Source organism: Streptomyces genisteinicus, from assembly GCF_014489615.1.
GTDB classification, from domain to species: Bacteria; Actinomycetota; Actinomycetes; order Streptomycetales; family Streptomycetaceae; genus Streptomyces; species Streptomyces genisteinicus.
On sequence record NZ_CP060825.1, the window covers coordinates 3,687,469 to 3,702,515 of the forward strand.

A 15,047-nucleotide genomic window follows, 5' to 3' on the forward strand; every position below is an offset into this window, starting at 1 on the left:
CGGCCGGACGGACGGCGCGAGGACGACGAGGATCGGGGCGGGGATGAGGTCCGACGAGCACGAGGACGGAGCGGTCGCGGGCGGCCCGGGTGCCGCCGCTCCACCGCCGCCCCGGACCCCGGACGACGCCGACGCCGCGCCGCCCGCACCGGGACCCGCACCGGGACCGGAACCCGCATCCGGACCCGCACCGGGACCCGAATCCGCGCCGGGACCCGTGGGCCCGCCGGCCGCCGAGCCCGGTCCCGCCGCCGGCATCGCCGCGCTCGACCTGCCGTACCAGGTGGCCGCCGCGATCGGGCTCGCCCTCGTCGGCGTCCTCGCCGCCGTCCATCTGGCGATGGTCTTCCTGCACGTCGCGCCGTCCAACACGGTGACCAAGAGCCACGGCGACGCGGTCCGCTGGTGGGTCTTCCCGGAGTTCGAGCAGAACTGGCGGCTCTTCGCCCCGAACCCCCTCCAGCAGAACGTGGCCGTGGAGGTGCGGGCCGAGTACCTGGCGGCCGACGGGCAGCGCCGGACGACGGAGTGGATCGACATGACGGCGCAGGACGCCGAGGCGATCCGCGGCAACCTCTTCCCCAGCCACGTCCACCAGAACCAGCTCCGCCGGGGCTGGGACTTCTACCTCGGTTCCCACGACGACGACAACCGCCCGAACGGCGTCCGCGGCCGGCTGGCCGAGCAGTATCTGCGCAGGATCGCCATGGAGCGGCTGGAGGGCGCCGGTCTCGACGGCCCGGTCCAGCGCGTCCAGCTCAGGTCGGCGAGCCGGTCGATCAAGGCGCCCGAGTGGAGCGCCGAGAAGACCGACACCCGGCCTGTGCATCGTGAGCTGCCGTGGTGGACGATCACCCCTGCCGACCTGCCCGCGGGCGTCGTGAACGGGCGGACGGAGGAACGCGGATGACACCGGGCCCCACGCCCACGGGACCGATACCCCCGCCGCCGCTCTCCGCCGCCGCGGGGACGCCCCAGCCCGTGGCCCCCGCTCCCGCTCCCGGCGCCCCCGCTCCCGGGGCTCCCGCCGGGGCGGTGCCCGGCCCGGGGCCGGCGCCGCAGGCGCCCGCCGCCCGGGGGACGGGGACGCTTCCCGACAGCAGGGCGGCACGCGCCCTCCAGCGCGTCACGGAGACGGTGCTGGGGCCGTACCAGAGCGCCGTCGTCCGCATCGGCTTCGCCGGCACCTGGCTGGTGTTCCTGCTCTTCGAGCTGCCGAACCGGCACCGTCTGTACGGGCCCGAGGGCCCGTTCAGCTGGGACATGGGACGGCAGATGGTCGCGGGCAGCGACGCCTTCACCGGACTGCTGTGGTCGCAGAGCGCCTGGTGGTTCGAGGCGGTCTACGGCGTCGCCGTGCTGTCGAGCCTGCTGCTGCTGCTCGGCTGGCGCACCCGCGCCGCGTCCGCGCTGTTCCTGTTCGGGGTGCTGTCCCTGCAGAACCGGACGATCCTCGTCGGCGACGGCGGCGACAACGTCGTGCACCTGATGGCGATCTACCTCGTGTTCACCCGGTGCGCCCGGGTGTGGTCCCTCGACGCCCGCCGCGCCGCGCGCCGTGCCCCCGGCCGTCCCGCCGGCGACGCGGCGGGGCCGCTGCTGTGGGCCCTGGTCGGCACCGGGCTCCTCGCGGGCACCCTGCTCAACCGGACGGACACCTTCGTCATCGCGCTGCTGTGGACCCTGTGGGTGGTCCAAGGGCTGTGGTGGCTGGTCAGCCGGTACGCGCAGGGCAGCCAGCCGTTCGTGCTGCTGGACTCGCTGGCGAACCTCGTCCACAACACCGCCCTGGTGGTGATCATGGCCGAGGTCTGCCTGATCTACGCCACGGCGGGCTGGTACAAGATCCAGGGCTCGCGCTGGCAGGACGGCACCGCGCTGTACTACCCGCTCAAGCTGGAGTACTTCACCCCCTGGCCCGGGCTCTCCGACCTGCTCGCGGCGAGCGGCCTGATGGTGATGGTCCTGACCTACGCGACGGTGTTCGTGCAGGTCGCCTTCCCGTTCACGCTCTTCAACCGGAAGGTCAAGAACGTCCTGCTGGTGGCGATGATCGTGGAGCACGCCGGCATCGCGCTGATCCTCGGCCTGCCGTTCTTCTCGCTCGCGATGATCGCGGCCGACGCAGTCTTCCTCCCCACGGTCTTCCTGGTGTGGCTGGGGGCGGCGACCGTGCGCACGCGCGACCGGGTGATCCGGCGGACGCCCTGGGCGAAACGCCTCCGGGCCGCCGACGGCGGGCCGCCGCGTACGCTCGTCGGGTGAGCACCACCGAGGAACCGCTGCAGTACGACGAGGGCTACGGCCCCGAGATCGGCGTGGGCCCGCACCCGCTGCCGTGGCCGACGGGCGAACGGTACGACCCCGCACTGCTGGCCGCGGGAGACCGGCGCAACGTCGTCGACGCGTACCGCTACTGGACGCGTGAGGCCATCGTCGCCGACCTCGACACCCGGCGGCACGGCTTCCACGTGGCGGTGGAGAACTGGAGCCACGACTTCAACATCGGGTCGGTGGTGCGCACGGCCAACGCCTTCCTGGCGAGGGAGATCCACATCGTCGGCCGCCGGCGCTGGAACCGGCGCGGGGCGATGGTCACCGACCGCTACCAGCATGTGCGGCACCATCCGGACACCGCCTCCCTGACCGCCTGGGCGGCGGCGGAGGACCTGCCCGTGATCGGGATCGACAACCTCCCGGGCGCCGTGCCGCTGGAGCGGACCGAGCTGCCCCGCCGCTGTGTGCTGCTGTTCGGGCAGGAAGGTCCCGGGCTGACCGAGGAGGCGCGCCGGCACGCGGCGACGGTCTGCTCGATCGCGCAGTTCGGTTCGACCCGGTCGATCAACGCCGGGGCGGCGGCGGCCATCGCCATGCACGCCTGGGTGCAGCGCCACGCCGACGTGCCGATGCCCTGACAGCCGGGTCCGCCGCGGCCGCCGGGTCACCGCCGGGCCCGTGGGCGGTCTGCGGCCCGGGCCGGCCGAGGCGCCCGCGACGGGCCCGTGCCGCCCGGCCGGGGCGGCGGCGAAGCCCCGCGGGGAGCGGGGCCGGGCGCACCCGGACCCCTGCTCCCGCCGGCCCGGATCAGGCCTGCCGGCGCACCTCCACCACACGGAAGCGGTTGGACACGAAGGCCCCGTCGCACAGCGCCGCGTTGGCCGCGGGGTTGCCCCCGGAGCCGTGGAAGTCGGAGAACGCCGCCGTCTGGTTGACGTAGACGCCGCCCGTGAGGTTCAGCGAGAGCTGCGCCGACTCGTCGAGGCAGACCTCCTCCAGCGCCCTCTCCGTCTCCTGGGAGGTGGTGTACGCGCCGACCGTCATCGCGCCCTTGTCGCGGACGGTCCGGCGCAGCAGCTCCAGGGCGTCGTCCGTCGAGTCGACGGCGACCACGAAGGAGACCGGGCCGAAGCACTCCGACAGGTAGGCCGGTTCGGCGTCCGGGGACTCCCAGAGCTTGCGGGCGCCGTCGAGCTTGACCATTACCGGCGTGCGCACCGTGGCGCCGGGGAACTCCGGGTGGGGCACCTCGCGGGACGCCAGCGCCACCTCGCCGAGGCCGGACGCGGCCTCCAGCCTGGCCTTGACGTCGGGGTTGACCAGCGCGCCGAGCAGGGCGTTCGCCCGGGCGTCGTCGCCCAGCAGTCCGCTCACCGCGGCGGCCAGGTCGGCGGCCACCTCGTCGTACGTCCGGTGGCCCTGGTCGGTGGTGATGCCGTCGCGGGGGACCAGGACGTTCTGCGGGGTGGTGCACATCTGGCCGCTGTACAGGGAGAGGGAGAAGGCGAGGTTGGACAGCATGCCCTTGTAGTCGTCGGTCGAGTCGACGACGACCGTGTTGACCCCGGCCTTCTCCGTGTAGACCTGGGCCTGCCGGGCGTTGGCCTCCAGCCAGTCGCCGAAGGCGGTGGAGCCCGTGTAGTCGATGATCCTGATCTCGGGCCGGACGGCCAGCGTCTTCGCGATGCCCTCGCCCGGGCGCTCGGTGGCCAGGGCCACGAGGTTCGGGTCGAAGCCCGCCTCGGCGAGGACCTCGCGGGCGACCTTCACGGTCATGGCGAGCGGCAGCACGGCGCGCGGGTGCGGCTTGACGAGGACCGCGTTGCCCGTCGCCAGGGAGGCGAAGAGGCCCGGGTAGCCGTTCCACGTCGGGAAGGTGTTGCAGCCGATCATCAGGGCGATGCCGCGGCCTGCCGCGGTGAACGTCTTGCGCAGCTCCAGGGGGTCGCGCTTGCCCTGGGGCTTGGACCAGTCGGCCGCTGCCGGGGTACGGGTCTGCTCCGCGTACGCGTAGGCCACCGCCTCGAGGCCGCGGTCCTGCGCGTGCGGACCGCCCGCCTGGAAGGCCATCAGGAAGGCCTGCCCGCTGGTGTGCATCACCGCGTGGGCGAACTCGTGGGTGCGGGCGCTGATGCGGGCCAGGATCTCGATGCAGACCAGGGCCCGGGTCTCGGGGCCGGCGTCGCGCCAGGCCGCGGTGCCCGCGCGCATCGCGGGCAGCAGCACGTCCGGGTCGGCGTGCGGGTACTCGATGCCGAGCTCCGGTCCGTAGGGCGACACCTCGCCGCCCGTCCAGCCGTCCGTGCCGGGCTGGTCCAGGTCGAAGCGGGTGTCGCGCAGCGCCTCGAAGGCCGCGAGGCCGTCCGCTGGCGCTGTCTCGCCGTATGCCTTGGGGTGCTCCGGGTGGGGGGACCAGTAGGCACGCGTGCGGATCGCTTCGAGGGCCTGGTCGAGCGTGGGCCGGTGGGTCTCGGTCAACTGCATGACGGACCAACTCCTCGTCGAGCTGGGCAGGGGAGTGATGACAGAGTTAGAGTAACCGAACGATCGGTCGGTACAAGGGGGCCTGTCGCGTCTGTGGACAACTCATCGGGGAGGATCCCTCCATGACCGCCATCGACAGCAGCCGCACCGTCGCCGTGGTCGGCACGGGCACCATGGGCCAGGGCATCGCCCAGGTCGCGCTCACGGCAGGCCACCCCGTGCGTCTCCTCGACGCCGCCCCCGGGCGGGCCGGGGAAGCCGCGCAGGCCATCGGGGCACGCCTCGACCGCCTGGTGGAGAAGGGCCGGATGACGGCAGCCGACCGGGACGCCGCGCGGGCCCGGCTGCACCCCGCGACCGATGCCGGTGAACTGGCCGACGCCGCGCTCGTCGTCGAGGCGGTCGTGGAGCAGCCGGCGGTCAAGCAGGAGCTGTTCGCCGCGCTGGAGAAGATCGTCGCCGACGACTGCCTGCTCGCCACCAACACCTCCTCGCTCTCCGTCACGGCCGTCGCGGGAGTCCTGCGCGACCCCGGCCGCTTCGTGGGCCTCCACTTCTTCAACCCCGCTCCCCTGCTGCCCCTCGTCGAGGTGGTCAGCGGCCACGCCACCGACGAGGAGGCCGCCGTGCGAGCGGCGGAGACGGTGGCGGCATGGGGCAAGACCCCGGTGCGCTGCGCCGACCTGCCCGGCTTCATCGTCAACCGCATAGCCAGGCCCTTCTACGCCGAGGCCTTCGCCGTGCACGAGGAGCACGGGATCGACCCCGCGACGATCGACGCGGTGCTGCGCGAGTGCGGCGGATTCCGTATGGGCCCCTTCGAACTCACCGACCTGATCGGCCAGGACGTGAACGAGGCCGTCACCCGTTCCGTCTGGGAATCGTTCTTCCACAGCCCGAAGTTCCAGCCCTCGCTCGCGCAGCGGCGTCTGGTCGAGTCCCGCCGGCTCGGCCGGAAGTCGGGCCACGGCTGGTACTCCTACGCCGAGGGGGCGGAGCCCCCCGCGCCGGTGGACGCGGCCCCCCGCAACGCCCCGGAGTACGTCGTCGCCGAGGGCGGCCTCGGCCCCGCGGCCGAGCTGCTCGGGATGATCCGCGAGGCCGGCGTCACGGTGCGCCAGGAGGACGAGGACGGCGGCACCCGCCTGATCCTGCCCAGCGGCGGACAACTGGTCCTCGCCGACGGGCAGATGGCCTGCGAGTTCCGTGACGTCGTCTACTTCGACCTGGCCCTGGACTACCGGACCGCCGGCCGCGTCGCGCTCTCCGTCGCCCCGGGGGCCGTCCGGGACGAGACCCTCGCCCAGGCCACGGGCCTGTTCCAGGCGCTGGGCAAGAAGGTCACCGTCATCGGCGACGTGCCGGGCATGATCGTCGCGCGCACGGTCGCCATGCTGGGCGACCTGGCGCTCGACGCGGTCGCCCGCGGGGCCGCCTCCGCCCAGGACGTCGACACGGCGATGCGGCTCGGCGTCAACTACCCGCTGGGCCCCGTCGAATGGCAGGAGCGGCTGGGCCGCGACTGGGCGTGGGAGCTGCTGGAGAACCTCCACCGGACGGTCCCCACCGGGCGCTACGCGCGCACCCTCGGCCTGCACCAGTGGTCGTACGCGGCTCAGGACGAGGCGGACGCCATGGACGCGGGGAACGCGGTGGACGCAGCGGACGGGGACGCGTCGTGACCACGGCCAGACGGGACACGTACACGCCCGAGACGCTGCTCACCGTCGCCGTGCGCATCTTCAACGAGCGCGGCTACGACGGCACGTCCATGGAGCACCTGTCCCGTGCGGCGGGCATCTCCAAGTCGTCGATCTACCACCATGTCGCGGGCAAGGAGGAGTTGCTGCGGCGGGCCGTCAGCCGGGCCATCGACGCGCTGTTCGCGATCCTCGACGAAAGCGGCGCCGAGCGGGGCCGGGCCGTCGAGCGCGTCGAGTACGTCACCCGCCGCACCGTCGAGGTGCTGATGGCCGAACTCCCCTACGTGACACTGCTGCTGCGCGTCCGGGGCAACACCAAGACCGAGCGCTGGGCGATGGAACGCCGGCGGGAGTTCGACCAGCGCGTCGCCGACCTGCTGAAGGCCGCCGCTGCCGACGGCGACCTGCGGGCCGACGTGGACACGCGCCTCGCGACCAGGCTGCTCTTCGGCATGGTCAACTCGCTGGTCGAGTGGTACCGCCCGCAGCCCGGCGGCGGTCACGACGGGGAGCAGGTGGCCGACGCGGTGGTCCGGATGGCCTTCGACGGCCTCCGGGCGGGGTAGCGGGCAGCCGGTCCGGTTCGGCCGCCGGGTCGCGGCGGAACCGCCCGCGATGCGATGGACCCGGCCGGGCGCCGGGGCCGGACTCGCCGGACGCCACGGAGGCGGCCGGTCGGGAGTTCAGGGAAGCGGCCGGTCGGGACTTCGGGAAGCGGCCGGTAGGGACTCAGGTAAGCGGCCGGTCCGGCTCCGCGTCGGTGCCCGGGGATCCGATGCCCGAAGACCCCGTGCCCGGCGCAGGATCGAGGTCGGTCTCCTCGAAGACCAGCAGCGTCCGCGTGGACAGCACCTCGGGAATGGACTGGAGCCGGGTGAGCACCAGCTCCCGCAGCGTCCGGTTGTCCGCCGTGTGCACCAGCAGCAGGACGTCGAAGTCGCCGCTGACGAGGGCGATGTGCGCCGCGCCGGGCAGCGCCTGGAGCTGCTCCCGCACCGTGCGCCACGAGTTCTGCACGATCTTGAGCGTGATGTAGGCGGACGCCCCCTGTCCCGCGCGCTCGTGGTCGACCCGGGCGCTGAAGCCGCGGATCACGCCGTCGTCGATGAGCCGGTTGATGCGCGCGTACGCGTTGGCCCGGGAGACGTGCACCCGCTCGGCGACCGAGCGTATGGAGGCCCGGCCGTCCGCCTGGAGCATCCGCAGGATGTCGCGGTCGACGGCGTCCAGCGGGCGTGCGGGGGGTGTGGCATCAGGGCGGTTCCCCCCGTCGGCCATTTGTTCAGTGGACATGTCCCCCCGCCTTCCCCTTGTGGACGACCTGGCTCCATCTGAAGCTGTGGAGAACCGTTTGTCCACAGGCTGCCCGTGCCTGTAGCCAAAATGCGTCCACGACCGAACAATCGGTAGGTGAGGCGCGCCACACCCGGCCGGGCCTCCCTTCAGCATTCGTCGTCGCCTTCGGCTTCGTTTCGTCGGCGCTCCCACGAGGAGGTGCTCACGTTGAGGAAGAGCAGCATGACGGTCCAGGAGCTGCCCGGTGACACTGCCGCCTACCGGCCCACCCCGCCGCCGGCCTGGCAGCCCCGCACGGACCCCGCGCCCCTGCTCCCGGACCCCGAGCCGTACCGCGTCCTGGGTACCGAGTCGGCGGACGCCGTCGATCCGGAGCTGCTGCTGCGGCTCTACGCGGAACTCGTCCGAGGCCGCCGCTACAACGCCCAGGCGACCGCGCTGACCAAGCAGGGCCGCCTCGCCGTCTACCCGTCGAGCACCGGCCAGGAGGCCTGCGAGGTCGCCGCGGCGATGGCCCTCGAGACGCGCGACTGGCTCTTCCCCAGCTACCGCGACACGCTCGCCGCGGTCGCCCGCGGCCTCGATCCGGTGCAGGCGCTGACGCTGCTGCGCGGCGACTGGCACACCGGATACGACCCGCACGAGCACCGGATCGCCCCGCTGTGCACCCCGCTCGCCACCCAGCTCCCGCACGCGGTCGGGCTCGCCCACGCGGCCCGCCTCAAGGGCGACGACGTGGTCGCACTCGCCATGGTCGGCGACGGCGGCACCAGCGAGGGCGACTTCCACGAGGCACTGAACTTCGCCGCCGTCTGGCAGGCGCCCACCGTCTTCCTCGTGCAGAACAACGGCTTCGCCATCTCCGTTCCGCTGGCCAAGCAGACCGCCGCCCCGTCCCTCGCCCACAAGGCCGTGGGGTACGGGATGCCCGGCCGGCTGGTCGACGGCAACGACGCGGCGGCCGTCCACGAGGTGCTGACCGAGGCCGTCGAGCGGGCCCGGCGCGGCGGCGGCCCCACCCTGATCGAGGCCGTCACCTACCGCATGGACGCCCACACCAACGCCGACGACGCCACCCGGTACCGGGGTGCGAGCGAGGTCGAGACCTGGCGGGCACACGACCCGATCCTGCTGCTGGAGCGTGAGCTGACCCGGCGCGGTCTGCTCGACGACGAGGTCAGGAAGGCCGCGTCCGACGCCGCCGAGACCATGGCCGCGCGGCTGCGCGAGCGGATGAACGCCGAGCCCGTCCTCGAACCGATGGATCTGTTCGCCCACGTCTACGCCGAGCGGACAGGCCAGCTCCGTGAGCAGGCGGCCCAGCTGACCGCCGAGCTCGACGCCGCGGCCGACGCCGAGGGAGAAGCACGATGACCACGGCCGCCGCGAAGCCGGCGACGATGGCCCAGGCCCTCCAGCGCGCGATGCGCGACGCGATGGCCGAGGATCCGACCGTCCACGTCATGGGAGAGGACGTCGGCACGCTCGGCGGCGTCTTCCGGGTGACGGACGGGCTCGCCAAGGAGTTCGGCGAGGACCGCTGCACCGACACACCGCTGGCCGAGGCGGGCATCCTGGGCACGGCCGTCGGCATGGCGATGTACGGACTGCGGCCCGTGGTCGAGATGCAGTTCGACGCCTTCGCCTACCCGGCGTTCGAGCAGCTGATCAGCCACGTCGCCCGGATGCGCAACCGCACCCGGGGCGGGATGCCCCTCCCCCTGACCATCCGGGTGCCGTACGGCGGCGGGATCGGCGGAGTCGAACACCACAGCGACTCGTCCGAGGCCTACTACATGGCGACCCCCGGGCTGCACGTGGTCACCCCCGCCACCGTCGAGGACGCCTACGGGATGCTCCGGGCCGCCATCGCCTCGGACGACCCGGTCGTCTTCCTGGAGCCCAAGCGGCTCTACTGGTCCAAGGCCCCGTGGTCCCCCGACGCACCCACCGCCGTCGAGCCGATCGGCCGGGCCGTGATCCGCCGCCCCGGCCGCAGCGCCACCCTGATCACCTACGGCCCGTCCGTCCCCGTCTGCATGGAGGCCGCCGAAGCCGCCCGTGCCGAGGGCTGGGACCTGGAGGTCGTCGACCTGCGGTCGCTCGTGCCGTTCGACGACGAGACGGTCTGCGCCTCGGTGCGCCGCACCGGCCGGGCGGTTGTCGTGCACGAGTCCAACGGCTTCGGCGGTCCCGGCGGCGAGATCGCGGCCCGGGTCACCGAGCGCTGCTTCCACCACCTGGAGGCCCCGGTGCTGCGCGTCGCCGGCTTCGACATCCCGTATCCGCCGCCCATGCTGGAGAAGCACCACCTGCCGGGCGTGGACAGAGTGCTGGACGCGGTCGCGCGGCTGCAGTGGGAGGCAGAGAGCTGATGGCACAGGTGCTGGAGTTCAAGCTCCCGGACCTCGGTGAGGGCCTCACCGAGGCGGAGATCGTGCGCTGGCTCGTCGACGTCGGGGACGTCGTCGCCATCGACCAGCCCGTGGTCGAGGTCGAGACGGCCAAGGCGATGGTCGAGGTGCCCTGCCCGTACGGCGGCGTGGTCACCGCCCGTTTCGGCGAGGAGGGCACGGAACTGCCCGTCGGCGCTCCCCTGCTGACCGTCGCCGTGGGGGCCGTGGACGCGGCCGGAGCCACCGGCGGCGACACGGCGGACGCCGGGGCCGCCGCCCGCCCGGAGCCCGCCGCGTCGGCCGGCTCCCCGGAGACGTCGGGCAACGTCCTCGTCGGCTACGGCACGGGAGCCCCGGCCGCACGGCGCCGGCGCCTGCGGCCCGCACCGGTCGCGGCCACGGCTGCCGCCCCGGCGTCCGCCCCCGCGCCCGCTGCCCCCGCCCCCGCTGTCGCCGCGGCCGTCGCCACCGCGCCGCAGACGGCGCGGCCGGTGCTCGGCGGCCCTTCGGCGGGGACCGGATCGCCGCAGGACGGCCCCGTCGCCGTGATCTCCCCGCTGGTGCGCAAGCTCGCCCGCGAACACGACCTGGACCTGCGGGGGCTCACCGGGACCGGACCCGACGGGCTGATCCTGCGGGCCGACGTCGAGCGCGCCCTCAAGGTGCCCGCCACGGACGCGGTGGCGGCAGCGAGCCCGCCGGCGCATGCCGGGCAGTCCGCAACCGCCCGGGGCGAGCGGGTGCCGCTGCGCGGAGTGCGCGGGGCGGTTGCCGACAAGCTCTCGCGCAGCAGGCGCGAGATCCCGGACGCCACCTGCTGGGTCGACGCCGACGCCACGGAACTGATGGCGGCCCGGGCGGCGATGAACGCGGCGGGCGGACCGAAGATCTCGCTCATCTCGCTGCTGGCCCGCATCTGCACGTCGGCGCTCCGCCTGCACCCCGAGCTCAACTCCGTGGTCGACATGGAGGCCCGCGAGATCGTGCGGCTGCCCGAGGTCCATCTCGGATTCGCCGCCCAGACCGAGCGGGGCCTGGTCGTCCCGGTGGTGAAGGACGCGCACACGAGGAGCGCCGAATCCCTCACGGGGGAGTTCGCCCGGCTGACGGAGGCGGCCCGGCAGGGGGCGCTGACCCCGGCCGACCTGACCGGCGGCACGTTCACCCTGAACAACTACGGGGTGTTCGGCGTCGACGGCTCCACGCCGATCATCAACCACCCGGAGGCGGCGATGCTCGGGGTCGGCCGCATCGTGCCGAAGCCGTGGGTGCACCAAGGCGAGCTGGCGGTCCGTCAGGTGGTCCAGCTGTCGCTGACCTTCGACCACCGCGTGTGCGACGGCGGCACGGCGGGAGGCTTCCTGCGGTACGTGGCCGACTGCGTGGAACACCCGGCGGTGCTGCTGCGCACGCTGTAGGCGCGCGGCGGCCGGGCCGGCTGTCCGGCCTCGGACGCTGCGCCGTCCGGTCCGGTCCGTCCGCGGCGCCGGGCCCCCAGGCGGTCCGTCCGCGGGGCGGGGTTCGGGACGGTCGTGCGTCCTGCGCGGATCCGGGGCGCGGTCGCCACCCGGCCGTGGGTGCCCGGACGGGCGCGGAGCGGGGCACCGGGCGCGGGTGTCGCGGCAGGTCCCCCGGACGGTCACGCGTCGGAGGGGGGAGGACGGAAGGCCGTTCAGGGCGGGGGCGGTTCCCGTCGGGGCGGCTGCGGACGGGCCGGCCCGGTGGTCGGCTGCGGTCCGTCCGCGGGGCACGGATCGCGCCGCGTCGTGCGACATATCGCGCCGCGTCGTGCGACGTACGGGGACCGGTCGGCTCGGAGCGGGTGATCGCAGAGCGGACGGGGCTCCCGGGCCGCGACGCGGTCGGCCCATACTGCTGGTGTGACGACAGCACAGGCGACCGTGGACACCGCGTACGACGCCGTCGTGCTCGCCGGTGGCGCGGCCGAGCGCCTCGGCGGCGCCGACAAGCCCTCCGTGCGCGTGGGCGGGCGGCCTCTCCTCGACCGTGTGCTCGGGGCCTGCACGGGCGCCGGCCGTACCGTCGTGGTCGGCGGGCGCAGAGCGACCGTCCGGCCCGTCGTGTGGACCCGGGAGGACCCTCCGGGAGGCGGCCCCGCCGCGGCTCTCGACGCCGGCGTGCGCCAGTGCGACGCGCAGACGGTGGTGGTCCTCTCCGCGGACCTGCCCTTCCTGGCGAATGCCACGGTGGACCGGCTGCTCGCGGTGCTGGCGGAGACCGGACGCGAGGGGGCCGTTCTGACGGACGGCGAGGGGCGCGACCAACCGCTGGTCGCCGCCTACCGGACCGAGCCGCTGCGACGTGAACTCGCGCTTCTCGCCACCGAACACGGCAGCCTCACCGGGCTTCCCCTACGGCTGCTCACGCACGAACTGGACCTCGCCCGCCTGGGGAGTGACTCCCTCGCCTCGTTCGACTGCGACACCTGGGAGGACGTCTCCGCCGCCCGGGCACGCATCAGGGAGCATGGGCACGTGCTTGATGAATGGATCACCGCAGCCAAGGCCGAACTCGGCGTGGAGCTCGACGTCGACACCCACGTCCTCCTCGACCTCGCGCGCGACGCCGCCCACGGCGTCGCCCGCCCTGCGGCGCCGCTGACCACGTTCCTCGTCGGTTACGCCGCCGCGCAGGCCGGCGGAGGCCCCGAGGCCGTGGCGGACGCCGCGCGCCGGGCCGTCGCGCTCGCGGCCCGCTGGGCCGAGGAGTCGGACGGCGCGGACGCGCCCGCCGCCCCGGGGACGGGCACCGGCGGCGGGAACGCCACGGACGCCACGGACACCACGGACGGCGGGGACGCATCGGGATGACCGCCCACCATCGCGCTTCCGGCGGAGCGCACGACGGGACCGATCCGCGCGGCACCGCGCGCGCGTCCGGGCCGGTCACCGTCCCCGGCGTGGGGCCGCACACCGCCGGGGCCCGCGCCGAGGCGCACCCGCCGGTACGCGGGGCCGCGCCGGGTGCTCCGGCCGCGGCTCACGACGCGTCCGGGCCCGCGGCGTCGTCCACGCCACCGGTTCGGGCTGCCCAGGGTGCGAGCCGGGCCCCGGTCCCGGCCCCGCCCCAGCCCCCGACCGCGGCCATGCCCCAGCCGTCCGCCTCGGCCCGGAGCGCTTCCCCGGCAGTGGCCCGGGAAGCGGTGGCCGCGGACCCGGACGGGCGGCCCGCGCGGGCCGGCGGCGACACCCCCGCGACGGCCGAACGGGCCCCCGAGCACCGGACCCCCACCAGCCGTGCTGCCGAGGCCGCCATGCCCCCCACCGCCACCCCTCCCACAGGTGCCGCGGACGCTCCGGGCACCCCGGACGCCCCCGACGCGTCCGGCGCGTCCGACCCCGAGCCGCAGCCCGGACCAAGGCCGCAGCCCGCGCCCCGCCCCGAGCCTCAGCCGCACGCGGAATCCGAACCCCACCCCGGCCCCCACCTCCACCGCCGCCCCGGGGCCGCAGAGGCCGCAGGAGCCGACGACGGTGAACCGGACCGGCTCGGGACGCCGGACCGGCTCGGGACGCCGGGCCGGTCCGGGGGCGACGACGGGGAGATCGACGGTGTCGACGAGGCTCTCGCGCTGGTGAGCGGTGCACGCCAGGGCACGCACCGGTCCGCCGCGCGGCCGGACAGCGCCGGGGCCGAGCGCGGCAGGCACCGGGCGCACCCCTGGCCCGCCGCACGGTCGGTGGCCGCCGGCGCCGGACGTTCCCGCGCTCCCCGTACCGTGCGCCTGCCTCTCGCGGAGGCGCTCGGCACCGTGCTCGCCGAGCCGCTGACCGCGCTGTGCGACCTCCCCTCCTTCGACACCTCCGCGATGGACGGCTGGGCCGTGGCCGGCCCCGGGCCCTGGCGGATCGCGTCCGAGGGTTCGATCCTGGCGGGTCACGGCGGCGCCGCACCGCTGCCGGACGGCACCGCACTGCGGATCGCCACCGGCGCCCGGGTGCCGCTGGAGACCACCGCGGTGATCCGCAGCGAGCACGCCCGCGCCGCGGAGGGCACACGGCTGCTGCACGCGGAGCGCCCCGTGACCCCCGGCCAGGACATCCGTCCGCGCGGGCAGGAGTGCCGTACCGGTGACCGGCTGCTGCCCACGGGGACGGCCGTGACGCCGGCCGTCCTCGGGCTCGCCGCGGCGGCGGGCTACGACACCCTGCTCGCGGTGGTGCGCCCCCGCGCGGAGGTGCTGGTCCTCGGGGACGAACTGCTCACCTCCGGGCTCCCGCACGAGGGGCTGATCCGCGACGCCCTCGGCCCGATGATCGGACCCTGGCTGCACGCGCTGGGGGCGGACGTCGTCGCCACCCGGCGGATCGGCGACGACGCGGACGCCCTGTACCGGGCCGTCACGGCCTCGGACGCCGACCTGGTCGTCACCACCGGCGGCACGGCGGCGGGACCCGTCGACCATGTCCACCCGGTGCTGCGCAGGGCCGGGGCAGAGCTCCTGGTCGACCAGGTCGCCGTGCGGCCCGGACATCCGATGCTGCTGGCGCGGCTCCCCGACGGCCGCCATCTGGTGGGTCTGCCGGGCAACCCCCTGGCGGCGGTGTCGGGCCTGCTGACCCTCGCCGGACCGGTACTGCGTACGCTCTCCGGCCGGGAACCGGAACGTCCGTGCCGGCTGCCCGTGCGCGACACGGTGCAGGGGCATCCGCACGACACCCGCCTCGTACCCTTCGCGTACGACAGGGGACGGCCGGCCCCCCTGCACTACAACGGGCCTGCCATGCTGCGCGGAGTCGCCGTCGCGGACGGTCTGGTCGTGATCCCGCCCGGCGGCGCCGAACCAGGAGACGACGTGGAAGTGATCGACCTGCCCTGGGCCGGGCGGGCGTCCGTGGAAGGCGGGTGTTTCACGTGAAACTCTCCGGCC

12 protein-coding genes are annotated in these 15,047 nt (G+C 74.7%); 10 read left to right on the forward strand and 2 right to left on the reverse strand.

Translation table 11 applies throughout. The features are described from left to right. Window positions 1-43 precede the first annotated feature (43 nt). Genes IAG43_RS16045 through IAG43_RS16055 form a run of 3 tightly spaced genes read left to right on the forward strand, consistent with a single transcriptional unit; the run spans window position 44 to window position 2,915 of the window. A complete protein-coding gene (locus IAG43_RS16045; protein WP_187741402.1) occupies window positions 44-910 on the forward strand; it encodes a DUF5819 family protein in 867 nt (288 codons plus the stop codon). Beyond that, window positions 907-2,265, forward strand: coding sequence for an HTTM domain-containing protein (locus IAG43_RS16050; protein ID WP_246574372.1), 1,359 nt, complete (start codon window positions 907-909; stop codon window positions 2,263-2,265). The genes IAG43_RS16045 and IAG43_RS16050 overlap by 4 nt, the downstream gene beginning before the upstream one ends. Beyond that, window positions 2,262-2,915 (forward strand): TrmH family RNA methyltransferase, encoded by a 654-nt coding sequence (locus IAG43_RS16055; RefSeq protein WP_187741403.1) that lies wholly within the window; start codon window positions 2,262-2,264, stop codon window positions 2,913-2,915. The genes IAG43_RS16050 and IAG43_RS16055 overlap by 4 nt, the downstream gene beginning before the upstream one ends. Window positions 2,916-3,084: 169 nt before the next feature. Here the strand turns inward: IAG43_RS16055 and paaN are convergent, their stop codons facing one another. Continuing rightward, on the reverse strand, window positions 3,085-4,761 hold the full coding sequence (gene paaN, locus IAG43_RS16060) for a phenylacetic acid degradation protein PaaN (RefSeq protein ID WP_187741404.1): 1,677 nt from the start codon (window positions 4,759-4,761) through the stop codon (window positions 3,085-3,087). Between the two features lie 122 nt (window positions 4,762-4,883). On the opposite strand from paaN, the gene IAG43_RS16065 reads away from it, so the two are divergent. Both IAG43_RS16065 and IAG43_RS16070 read left to right on the forward strand, forming a co-directional pair. After that, window positions 4,884-6,443 (forward strand): 3-hydroxyacyl-CoA dehydrogenase, encoded by a 1,560-nt coding sequence (locus IAG43_RS16065; RefSeq protein ID WP_187741405.1) that lies wholly within the window; start codon window positions 4,884-4,886, stop codon window positions 6,441-6,443. Then, entirely contained in the window at window positions 6,440-7,030 is a 591-nt protein-coding gene (locus IAG43_RS16070) for a TetR/AcrR family transcriptional regulator (protein WP_187741406.1), read from the forward strand. The genes IAG43_RS16065 and IAG43_RS16070 overlap by 4 nt, the downstream gene beginning before the upstream one ends. 163 nt (window positions 7,031-7,193) lie before the next feature. Here the strand turns inward: IAG43_RS16070 and IAG43_RS16075 are convergent, their stop codons facing one another. Then, a complete protein-coding gene (locus IAG43_RS16075; RefSeq protein ID WP_187744494.1) occupies window positions 7,194-7,742 on the reverse strand; it encodes an Lrp/AsnC family transcriptional regulator in 549 nt (182 codons plus the stop codon). 240 nt (window positions 7,743-7,982) lie between these two features. Between IAG43_RS16075 and pdhA the strand changes: the two genes are divergently transcribed. The 5 genes from pdhA (at window position 7,983) to IAG43_RS16100 (ending at window position 15,035) form a co-directional block, all read left to right on the forward strand. Further along, the gene (gene pdhA / locus IAG43_RS16080; protein WP_187741407.1) at window positions 7,983-9,134 is read left to right on the forward strand and encodes a pyruvate dehydrogenase (acetyl-transferring) E1 component subunit alpha; all 1,152 of its coding nucleotides are present in this window, start codon (window positions 7,983-7,985) and stop codon (window positions 9,132-9,134) included. Next, window positions 9,131-10,135, forward strand: a complete 1,005-nt coding sequence (locus IAG43_RS16085) for an alpha-ketoacid dehydrogenase subunit beta (protein ID WP_187741408.1) — start codon at window positions 9,131-9,133, stop codon at window positions 10,133-10,135. The genes pdhA and IAG43_RS16085 overlap by 4 nt, the downstream gene beginning before the upstream one ends. Continuing rightward, complete coding sequence (locus IAG43_RS16090; RefSeq protein ID WP_187741409.1) at window positions 10,135-11,574, forward strand: dihydrolipoamide acetyltransferase family protein; 1,440 nt, start codon at window positions 10,135-10,137, stop codon at window positions 11,572-11,574. The genes IAG43_RS16085 and IAG43_RS16090 overlap by 1 nt, the downstream gene beginning before the upstream one ends. Before the next feature lie 462 nt (window positions 11,575-12,036). After that, window positions 12,037-12,987 (forward strand): NTP transferase domain-containing protein, encoded by a 951-nt coding sequence (locus tag IAG43_RS16095; RefSeq protein WP_246574376.1) that lies wholly within the window; start codon window positions 12,037-12,039, stop codon window positions 12,985-12,987. A gap of 443 nt (window positions 12,988-13,430) precedes the next feature. Further along, entirely contained in the window at window positions 13,431-15,035 is a 1,605-nt protein-coding gene (locus IAG43_RS16100; protein WP_425508645.1) for a molybdopterin molybdotransferase MoeA, read from the forward strand. The last annotated feature ends 12 nt before the right edge of the window (window positions 15,036-15,047 follow it).

Bases quoted from the DNA above. Each gene is read 5' to 3' on its own strand.
- IAG43_RS16050 (WP_246574372.1), top strand. From the start codon at position 907: ATGACACCGGGCCCCACGCCCACGGGACCGATACCCCCGCCGCCGCTC.
- IAG43_RS16085 (WP_187741408.1), top strand. From the start codon at position 9,131: ATGACCACGGCCGCCGCGAAGCCGGCGACGATGGCCCAGGCCCTCCAG.
- IAG43_RS16045 (WP_187741402.1), top strand. From the start codon at position 44: ATGAGGTCCGACGAGCACGAGGACGGAGCGGTCGCGGGCGGCCCGGGT.
- IAG43_RS16075 (WP_187744494.1), bottom strand. From the start codon at position 7,742: ATGGCCGACGGGGGGAACCGCCCTGATGCCACACCCCCCGCACGCCCG.
- IAG43_RS16065 (WP_187741405.1), top strand. From the start codon at position 4,884: ATGACCGCCATCGACAGCAGCCGCACCGTCGCCGTGGTCGGCACGGGC.
- paaN (WP_187741404.1), bottom strand. From the start codon at position 4,761: ATGCAGTTGACCGAGACCCACCGGCCCACGCTCGACCAGGCCCTCGAA.
- IAG43_RS16090 (WP_187741409.1), top strand. From the start codon at position 10,135: ATGGCACAGGTGCTGGAGTTCAAGCTCCCGGACCTCGGTGAGGGCCTC.
- pdhA (WP_187741407.1), top strand. From the start codon at position 7,983: ATGACGGTCCAGGAGCTGCCCGGTGACACTGCCGCCTACCGGCCCACC.
- IAG43_RS16100 (WP_425508645.1), top strand. From the start codon at position 13,431: ATGCCCCCCACCGCCACCCCTCCCACAGGTGCCGCGGACGCTCCGGGC.